General features: G+C 67.9%; 10 protein-coding genes and 1 pseudogene. 5 read left to right on the forward strand and 6 right to left on the reverse strand.

Annotation, left to right across the window (positions count from 1 at the left end):
- Together ACFWF3_RS14440 and ACFWF3_RS14445 are read left to right on the forward strand one after the other, a co-directional pair.
- Nucleotides 1-162: pseudogene (locus tag ACFWF3_RS14440) on the forward strand (NAD-dependent malic enzyme); the annotation flags it as partial.
- A 69-nt stretch (nucleotides 163-231) separates the two neighbouring features.
- Complete coding sequence (locus ACFWF3_RS14445; RefSeq protein ID WP_378993396.1) at nucleotides 232-441, forward strand: ribbon-helix-helix protein, CopG family; 210 nt, start codon at nucleotides 232-234, stop codon at nucleotides 439-441.
- Here the strand turns inward: ACFWF3_RS14445 and ACFWF3_RS14450 are convergent.
- The 4 genes from ACFWF3_RS14450 to ACFWF3_RS14465 are packed head-to-tail and all read right to left on the reverse strand — an operon-like array spanning nucleotide 424 to nucleotide 3,890.
- Complete coding sequence (locus tag ACFWF3_RS14450; protein ID WP_378993398.1) at nucleotides 424-1,128, reverse strand: ABC transporter permease; 705 nt, start codon at nucleotides 1,126-1,128, stop codon at nucleotides 424-426. The two genes, ACFWF3_RS14445 and ACFWF3_RS14450, sit on opposite strands and share 18 nt — an antisense overlap.
- Nucleotides 1,125-1,784, reverse strand: coding sequence for an ABC transporter permease (locus ACFWF3_RS14455; protein WP_378993400.1), 660 nt, complete (start codon nucleotides 1,782-1,784; stop codon nucleotides 1,125-1,127). The genes ACFWF3_RS14450 and ACFWF3_RS14455 overlap by 4 nt, the downstream gene beginning before the upstream one ends.
- Nucleotides 1,781-2,929 (reverse strand): ABC transporter ATP-binding protein, encoded by a 1,149-nt coding sequence (locus tag ACFWF3_RS14460; protein WP_379314039.1) that lies wholly within the window; start codon nucleotides 2,927-2,929, stop codon nucleotides 1,781-1,783. The genes ACFWF3_RS14455 and ACFWF3_RS14460 overlap by 4 nt, the downstream gene beginning before the upstream one ends.
- Before the next feature lie 28 nt (nucleotides 2,930-2,957).
- Entirely contained in the window at nucleotides 2,958-3,890 is a 933-nt protein-coding gene (locus ACFWF3_RS14465; protein ID WP_379314045.1) for an ABC transporter substrate-binding protein, read from the reverse strand.
- A gap of 199 nt (nucleotides 3,891-4,089) precedes the next feature.
- Here ACFWF3_RS14465 and ACFWF3_RS14470 point away from each other — a divergent pair, with 199 nt between their 5' ends.
- Nucleotides 4,090-4,698, forward strand: coding sequence for a hypothetical protein (locus tag ACFWF3_RS14470; RefSeq protein ID WP_379314040.1), 609 nt, complete (start codon nucleotides 4,090-4,092; stop codon nucleotides 4,696-4,698).
- A 24-nt stretch (nucleotides 4,699-4,722) separates the two neighbouring features.
- On the opposite strand, the gene ACFWF3_RS14475 is transcribed toward ACFWF3_RS14470, so the two are convergent.
- Nucleotides 4,723-5,367 carry a DUF4328 domain-containing protein gene (locus ACFWF3_RS14475; RefSeq protein ID WP_379314041.1) on the reverse strand — a complete coding sequence of 215 codons (645 nt, stop codon included), beginning with the start codon at nucleotides 5,365-5,367 and terminating at the stop codon, nucleotides 4,723-4,725.
- Between the two features lie 249 nt (nucleotides 5,368-5,616).
- Here ACFWF3_RS14475 and ACFWF3_RS14480 point away from each other — a divergent pair, with 249 nt between their 5' ends.
- Together ACFWF3_RS14480 and ACFWF3_RS14485 are read left to right on the forward strand one after the other, a co-directional pair.
- A complete protein-coding gene (locus ACFWF3_RS14480; protein ID WP_379314042.1) occupies nucleotides 5,617-6,297 on the forward strand; it encodes a PadR family transcriptional regulator in 681 nt (226 codons plus the stop codon).
- Between the two features lie 28 nt (nucleotides 6,298-6,325).
- The gene (locus tag ACFWF3_RS14485; RefSeq protein WP_379314043.1) at nucleotides 6,326-7,798 is read left to right on the forward strand and encodes a DHA2 family efflux MFS transporter permease subunit; all 1,473 of its coding nucleotides are present in this window, start codon (nucleotides 6,326-6,328) and stop codon (nucleotides 7,796-7,798) included.
- A gap of 51 nt (nucleotides 7,799-7,849) precedes the next feature.
- Here ACFWF3_RS14485 and ACFWF3_RS14490 read toward each other — a convergent pair.
- Nucleotides 7,850-8,670, reverse strand: an 821-nt coding sequence (locus ACFWF3_RS14490; protein WP_379314044.1) for a molybdopterin-dependent oxidoreductase, incomplete at its 5' end; no start/stop codon positions are given.

Below are 8,670 nucleotides of genomic sequence, written 5' to 3' on the forward strand. Positions count from 1 at the left end.
ATCACCGAGGGCATGAAGGTCGCCGCCGCGAACGCCATCTTCGGCGTCGTCGCCGACGAGCTGGCCGTGGACAAGATCATCCCGAGCCCGCTCGATCCGCGCGTGGCTCCGGCAGTGGCCGAGGCCGTCGCCGAAGCGGCGCGCGCCGAGGGCGTCGCCTAGTTTCTCCCGAACAGCGCCCCCGTTCCCACGGAACGGGGGCGCTGTCGTGTCATCTGGGATCATCGAACGATGACCACCATCACCGTGCAGCTTCCCGATGACGTCGCCGAACAGCTCGCGGAGGCCGCGGCGGCCGCGGGCGTTTCGGTGAATGTGGCGATGGTGCAGGCGGCGCAGGAGTGGATTCACGCCAACGCTCAGCGTGCCCGGGAACGTGCCAGGATGCAGCAGGTGCTGGCCGACGACCCGCACCTGCGGGCGCTACTCGGCGACGACTGAGATCCGGGGGTCGGTCCCCGCGCGGGTGAGCCTGCCGGTGCCCGGGGTGCTCGCCCACACCGCCACCGCGAGCAGCCCGTCGAGCACCAGCGCCAGCACCGCGACCAGCAGCGCGCCGACCAAGACGAGGTCGTATCGGTAGAGCCCGATGCCGTCGAAGATGTAGCGGCCGAGCCCGCCCAGGTTGACATAGGCCGCGATGGTCGCGGTGGCGACGACTTGCAGCGTGGCGCCGCGCAACCCGCCGAGCAGCACCGGCATCGCGTTGGGCACTTCGACCCGGAACAGGATCTGGCGTTCGGTCATCCCCATCGCCCGCGAGGCGTCGACCACATCGGCGGGCACATTCGCGATGCCCGCGTAGGCCCCCGCCAGCAGCGGTGGGATGCCGACGGTGATCAACGCCAGCAGCGGCGGGATCAGCCCGAGCCCGAGTCCGAGCACCAGGAAGGTGAGCAGACCCAGTGTCGGCAGCGCCCGCATGGCATTGGCGAAGCCGACCATCACGGCACTGCCGCGGCGCGTGTGCCCGATGATCGAGCCGAGCGGCACCGCGATCACCGCCGACAGCGCCACCGCGAGGAAGCTGTACCACAGGTGTTGCAGCAGGCGATGTTCGATGCCGGTGGGTCCGCCCCAGTTCGCGCTGTCGCTCAGATAGTTCCAGGCTTCGACGAAGAGGTTCACGAGCGGGCCCCGCTCACGCGCGCGTCTGCCCTGGTCCACGGGGTTGCGAGGGTGCCGAGCAGGAACACCAGCCGATCGAAGATCAGCGCGAGCACCAGGGTCACGATGATGCCCGCGACGATCTGGTCGGGGTAATCGCGCTGGTAGCCCTGGGTGAACAGCTTCCCGAGCCCGCCGACTCCGATCAGCGCGCCGACCGACACCATGGCGATATTGGTGACCACCACGACGCGCAGAGAAGCGGTGAAAACCGGTAGCGCCAACGGCATGTCGACGGTGACCGTGCGCCGCATCCGGCCGAACCCGATCGCGTCGGCGGCATCGATCACGCTGTCGGGCACCGTATCCAGTGCCATCGGCACCGCGATCAGCAGCAGCGCGGTCGAATACACGGTGAGCGCGATGATCACATTGAGCGGGTCGATCATCGAGATGCCGACCAGTGGCGGAATGATCACGAACAGCGCGAGCGACGGGATGGTGTAGGCCAGGCTCGACGTGGTGGTGGTGATCCGCCGGGCCCAGCGGTTTCCGTGCACCAGTGCGCCGACCGGGACCGCGATCACCAGGCCGAGCAGTAAGGGGACAAGTGCCAGCACCAGGTGGGTGCGGGTGATCGCCATGATGTCGGCGAAGTTGTCGATCAGGTATCTCACGAGGTGCCCTGGGTGAAGAACTCCTGATTGCGTCGGGAGTCTTCGGCTACTCGCTGTTCGGCGAGTTGGGTCAGCACATCGGTGGCGAGTAGCCCGCCGCGCACGGCGCCCGCCTCGTCGACGGCGACGCCGATTCCCGAGGGCGAGGAGATCGCCGCGTCCAGGGCTTGCCGGAGGTCGCCGGTCGGGGTGAACAGCGAACCGCCCGCGGAAACACTGGAGTCCAGCGGTTTTCCGGCCCGCACCCGCTCGACGCCGGTGACGTCGATCCAGCCGCCCGGCTTGCCGAGCTCGTCGACGACGAGTGCCCATTCGCCCTGGGTGAGCCGCAATCCGGCGATGCCGTCCGGCTCGATCATCCGAATCGGCGCCAGCGCAACAGCTTCGGCGCTGCGGAACGACAGTCCGCGATACCCGCGGTCCCTGCCGACGAACCCGGCGACGAAATCCGTGGCGGGCTGGACCAAGACATGTTCCGGCGTGTCGTACTGCTGGAGCACCCCGCCGAGCCCGAACACCGCGATCTTGTCGCCGAGCGTGATCGCCTCGTCGATGTCGTGGGTGACGAACACGATCGTCTTGTGCAATTCGGACTGCAGCCGCCGCATCTCCGATTGCAGTTCCGCGCGTACCACCGGGTCGACCGCGCTGAACGGCTCGTCCATCAACAGCACCGGCGGGTCGGCGGCCAGCGCTCGCGCCACCCCGACCCGCTGCTGCTGGCCGCCGGACAGTTGCGCCGGATACCGCTGCGCCAGATCGCGATCCAGCCCGACCCGGTCCATCACCTCCAGTGCGGCCGCGCGGGCGGCCTTGCGTGACTGTCCGAGCAGCATCGGCACGGTCGCCACGTTGTCGATCACCCGGCGGTTGGGCAGCAGCCCGCCGCTCTGGATCACATAGCCGACACCGAGGCGCAGTTTCACCGGATCGATCGTCGCGATGTCGCGTCCGTCGACGGTGATGGTGCCCGCGCTGGGGTCGACCATTCGATTGATCATGCGCATCGAGGTGGTCTTGCCGCAGCCGGACGGACCGACGAACACGGTGAACGATCCCGAGTCGATGTGCAGGTTCAGATCGCGGACCGCGTGTGTGCCGTTCGGATAGGTCTTGTCGATACCGCGGAATTCGATGTCGGACAATGCGATTCTCCTCGAGGCGCGGGTTCGCCTAGCCGATGGGGGAGTTCAGCCCCTGGGCGGTGATCCAGGCGAGCGCGGCGGCCTTCGGTTCGATCTTGCTGTCGCCGGAGACGGCCGTGTTCAGCGAGATCAGTTCGGTAGTGGTGAGCTTGGCCGAGACCGCGTCGAGCACGGCGACGGCCTTGTCGGACTTCTTCGCGGCGTTGAACAGCGGGACCACGTTCTGCGCGGCGAAATTGTGCTTCGGATCGGCCAGCACGACCAGGTCGTTCTGCGCGATCGCCGGCGACGTGGTGAAGATGTCGGCCGCGGTGACCTGGCCGTCGACCAGTGCGCGCACGGTCGCGGGGCCGCCGCCGTCGGCGATCGGCACGAAATTGGCGTCGGTGATATCGAGGCCGTAGTTCTTCTTCAAGCCCGGCAGTCCGCCCGGGCGCTGGGCGAATTCGGCCATCCCGCCGAACTTCACCTCGGCCGAGTGCGGCGCGAGGTCGGCGATGGACTTCAAGTTCCACTTGTCGGCCGTGGCGCGGGTGACGACCACCGCGTCCGAGTCCTCGCCGGGGGCCGGGGTCGCGATGGCGAGGTCGTCGCCGAGTGCTGCGGTGAGCGCGGCGTTCACCTCGGGCGCGGCGGTGGCCGTGGCGTCTTTGTCGAGGTATTGCAGCAGGTTGCCGGTGTACTCGGGGATGAGCGAGATCGCGCACTGGCGCAGTGCGGGGATGTAGGCCTCGCGCGAGCCGATGTCGAACTTGGTGTCGACCTTGAAGCCGTTGATCCGCAGCACCTCGGTGTAGATGTTGGCGACGGTCTCGGACTCGGGGAAGTTGGCCGACCCGATGATCAGCGCGTCGCTGGTGCAATCACCCTTGGCGGCAAGGGGATCGTTGTTGCCGCAGGCGGAGGCGATCATGGCGGCGGCCAGCGCCACCGCGGCAACCAGTACCCGGCCCGCCCGCATCACGAGGCGGCGTGCCGGTCGACGTTGTCCTGGCGATGAGGAGGCGAAGTCGGTTTTCACTGGTGTCCTTCCGGCAAAGGCGGGCAGTGCGCTGTGCGTGCGACCCGGGGGCCACAGGTACATTCTGGTAGTTCATACTGCCCGCCGTCGGGCCGAATTGCGCGGGTTGACGGCAAATACGGAAAGTTGGTGTCGCCGCATGTACTCGGTCGCCGTGCGTCGAACCGCCGCCGCGATCCTGGCCGCAGCCTGCGCTTTCACCACTCTTTCCTGCGCCTCCGACGACGCCGCCCCGGTGGTCGTGGTGGGTGGGAATTCGACGACGGAATCGGTTCTGCTCGCCGAGATCTATTCCCAAGCACTGGACCGTGCGGGCGCCGACTCCACCGTCTCGACCGGATCGGCCACCCCCCTCGCCGATCTCGACGCGGGCCGCATCGCGGTCCTCCCCGCCCGCAACGGCGCCCTCGTGGACCGCTGGAACCCCGCCTCGCCCGCCCGCACGCCCGACGAGGTGGTCGCCGCGGTCAACTCGGCTCTGCCCCAGGGCATTTCGGTCTCCGACGCCGCGGACGGCACAGACCTGCGCCTGCGCGCGCCGGGCGGAGCGCCCGAGGGCGCCGCCCGCTCCCAGAGCATCGTCGCCCTCTACCGCAGCGGCATCTTCGACCGCCAACAGCTGAAGAAGCTCAACTACGTTGCGGGCGAGCTGACCACCGAGGGTCTGATCGAGTCGATCAACCAGATCGAATCCGGCACCAGTCCCGCCGACGCGGCCAGATCCTGGTTGGACGCCCACGGCCTGTAGCGCACGGTCGCACAGAACGGGCGGTCAGGAAGCAGCGTCGGACCACGCGGCTTGGGCCCGGCCGATTCGCACGATGGCCACGATCAGGCACCCCGCGGCGGCTGTGAACAACAGCGCCGAAGCCGACCGGCTCGCGCTGAAGATCAACAGGCCGTCGACTTCGTGGTCGCGCATGGTCTGGATGGTGTCGTGGTCATCGGGCATACGCAGCGAGACGATGCCTGCCCAAAAGGTGATCCAGGCGAGAACCCAGGTGATCCACCAACTCGCGATCAATCCCCTGCTGCGGCGTCGCGGTGCGGAAACCTTGTCGAGATCGTCGACGAACACGGCGGGGAACCACAGCGAAACGACCGGAACCACCCAACCCCAGAACGCCCACGGCGGCGAGAGGCGGTGCGTGGCGTCGGTGAACGTGTCGGCGTTGGTACGCGCCCGTGACAACCACACGGTCACGATGATCCAGGCGACCAGCATCGCCAGAAACGACATCAGCCACAGGCCGACCTCGATCGGGAACAGGGTGTCGCGCGCCCACTTGTAGTCGGAGCTACTGATCTCGCCCTCATAGCGTGCCGCGACTGTTCGGTAGCCGATCCACCGCAGAACCACGGCAGCCCACTGGATGACGACCGCGATCACCGCGATCACCGCAAAGGCCGAACCCACCCCCCGTACGGCGCGGAAATTCCCAGGATGATGCTGCATTGTCTTGCTCCCCTCCATGATTCGCCTCGCACGGTACTCGCCGTGGTATCGCCGCGCACGGACTCGCGGCCGCGAACCCGGATGGTGGCCGGCAGCGGTGTTCGGTGTGACGTCGTCGGGGGGTCACGCCCTTGCCAAGCTTTGTTCCGCTCCGTATATTCCTACTGGAATATTTGGTGGTGGAACATAGAGCTGAGTGGAGGTGGCGGGGTGGGGCAGCCCGGGCGGAATGTGATGACGCCGTTGGCGATCGCGGTGCTCGCGTTGCTCGACGAGCGCCCCATGCATCCGTACGAGATGTATCAACTGCTGATCGCTCGGCGGGAGGACCTGCTGGTCAAGGTGCGGCCCGGGTCGCTGTATCACGTGGTGGCCCGGCTGGCCGACGACGAGATGGTGGCGGCGGAGGGGATCGGCCGGGCCGGGAACAGGCCCGAGCGAACCACCTATCGGATCACCGATTCCGGGCGGACCGCGCTGCGGGGACGGATCGCCGAGCTGCTGCGGACACCCGTGCAGGAATATCCGATCTTCCGGGTGGCGTTGGCCGAAGCGCACACCCTTCCGCAAGAACAGGTCATCGCATTGCTCGACGAGCGCGTGGAGTACCTGACTCAGTCGCGGGCCGACACGGACGTGCTGCTCGACTGGGCGCGCAGCCGAGCCATCCCGCGCCGGTATTTCGTTGTCCTGGAATACATTCGCGCCACCATCCACGCCGAACTCACGTGGATCGAACGCTTCGCCGCCGAACTCGGCAGCGGTGCCGTGCCGTGGGAGCAGTACGACCCCGACACCGGCGAACGGATCACCGACGATCACGTCCACGAATGGCCGACCGGGGATCACCCCGACGCCGCGCCCCGGCCCCGCTGGGCCGCCCGAAGCTGAATCCTTCTCCTCGATTGGAACGAATTCGATGACCACCCAACGTAATCCGTGGCTAGCGCTCTTCGCGCTGGTGGTCGGGTTCTTCATGATCCTGCTGGACATGACGATCGTCGCGGTCGCCAATCCGGCCATCATGACCGACCTCAGCACCGACATCTCCAACGTCATCTGGGTCACCAGCGCCTACCTGCTCACCTACGCGGTGCCGCTGCTGGTCACCGGTCGGCTCGGTGACAAGTTCGGGCCGAAGAACATCTACCTGATCGGCCTCGCGATCTTCACCGCCGCCTCGCTCTGGTGCGGCCTGTCCGGCAGCATCGGCATGCTGATCGCCGCCCGCGCCGCCCAGGGTATCGGCGCCGCGCTGATGACCCCGCAGACGATGGCCGTGATCACCCGCACCTTCGCCCCGGACAAGCGCGGCGCCGCGATGGGCCTGTGGGGTGGCGTCGCCGGGCTGGCGACGCTGATCGGACCCATCCTCGGCGGCGTGCTGGTCGACAACCTCGGCTGGGAATGGATCTTCTTCGTCAACGTGCCGGTCGGCATCATCGCGTTCGGCCTGGCTGTGTGGCTGGTGCCCGCGCTGCCGACCAGCGACCACAAGTTCGACATCGTCGGTGTGATTCTCAGCGGTGTCGGCATGCTCGCCCTGGTTTTCGGTATCCAGGAGGGCAATGCGCAGGACTGGTCGTTGCGGATCTGGCTGCTGATCGGCTTCGGCGTGGTGATGCTGGTGGTGTTCGTGATCAACCAGGCGCGCAACAAGGGCGAACCGCTGGTGCCGCTGAGCCTGTTCCGGGACCGCAATTTCGCGCTGTCGAACCTGGCGATCGCCGCGATGGGCGCCGCGATCACCTCGATGATGGTGCCGTCGTACTTCTACCTGCAGGCGGTGCGCGAGATGACGCCGACCATGTCGGCGCTGGTCTTCGCGCCGATGGCGATCATCACCGGTTTCACCGCGCCGTTCATCGGCAAGGTGTCGGACAAGCTGCCGCCGCGGCTGCTGCCGACGATCGGATTCGTGCTGTTCGCCGGTTCGGTGGCGTCCTTCGGCGCGCTCATGAGCCCGGACTCGTCGATCATCTGGTTCCTCGTCGCCGCCGCCGTCGCGGGCCTGGCCAACGCCTGCATCTGGGCACCGCTCGCCTCGACCGCCACCCACAATCTGCCGGTCGCCCAGGCCGGTGCGGGCGCCGGTGTGTACAACACCACCCGTCAGGTCGGCTCGGTTCTCGGTAGCGCCGCGATCAGCGCCCTGATCGCCGCCCGTCTGACCGCCAACGGCCTCGGCGGTGGCGGCCCGGTCGGCGAGGGCGCGGCCACCGGCCCACTCCCGCCGCAGATCATCGACGAATTCAGCACCGCGCTGGCCCAGTCGATGATCCTGCCCGCCGCCATCCTGGTGATCGGCATCGTCGCTTCGGCCCTGTTCGTCGGCCACGGCAAGTCCGCCGGAAACGCTCCCACGCGGGAGAAGGCCGACGCTTCGGCCTGATCGCGAGTGCCGAGTCGCCTGCCCGTCACGTGCGAACGTGGCGGGCAGGTTTCAGTTCACCTGGATGGTGAGGGTGGGGTAGCCGGTGGCGCCGTCGGGGACGACGTCTTGTTCGACGGCGGTCTGTGGCTGACCGGTGGTGTCGGTGGTGCGGGCGCGCAGGGTGTGCTGGCCGGGGGTGGCTTCCCAGTCGTAGGTCCACTGACGCCAGGTGTCGACGGTGACCTCGGTGGACAGGCGGGCGGGGCGCCAGTCGCCGTTGTCGACCTGCACCTCGACGCCGGTGACGCCGCGATGCTGGGCCCAGGCCACACCGGCGATCACGGTGCGGCCCTGCGGGATTCGCCCGCGCCCGCGTGGGGTGTCGATGCGGGTGCCGGTTTTGATCGGGCCCTGCGCCGACCAGCCGCGCCGGGTCCAGTAGGCGGTGGCCCGGTCGAAGCGGGTGACCTCGAGTTCGGTGACCCATTTGGTGGCGGAGACGTACCCGTAGAGGCCGGGGACGACCAGGCGAGCGGGGTAGCCGTGCCGGACCGGGAGGGGTTCGCCGTTCATGCCGATGGCGAGGAGGGCGTCGCGGCCGTCCGTGAGGACCGAGAGGGGTGAACCCGCGGTCCAGCCGTCCTCGCTGTGCGACAGCACCATGTCGGCGTCGGGGTGCGGTCGTGCTTCGGCGAGGAGTTCGTCGAGGCGATAGCCGAGCCAGCGGGCGTTGCCGATCAGGTCGCCGTTGATCGGGTTGGAGACACATGCCAGGGTGACCAGGCGCTCCACCGGAGTGCGGCGAAGCAGGTCGTCCCAGGTGAGAGTGATTTCCTGGTCGACCATCCCGTGGATGCGCAGGGACCAGGAGTCTGTGGACACCTGGGGAA

It is taken from the genome of Nocardia sp. NPDC060220 (assembly GCF_042727815.1).
GTDB lineage: Bacteria > Actinomycetota > Actinomycetes > Mycobacteriales > Mycobacteriaceae > Nocardia.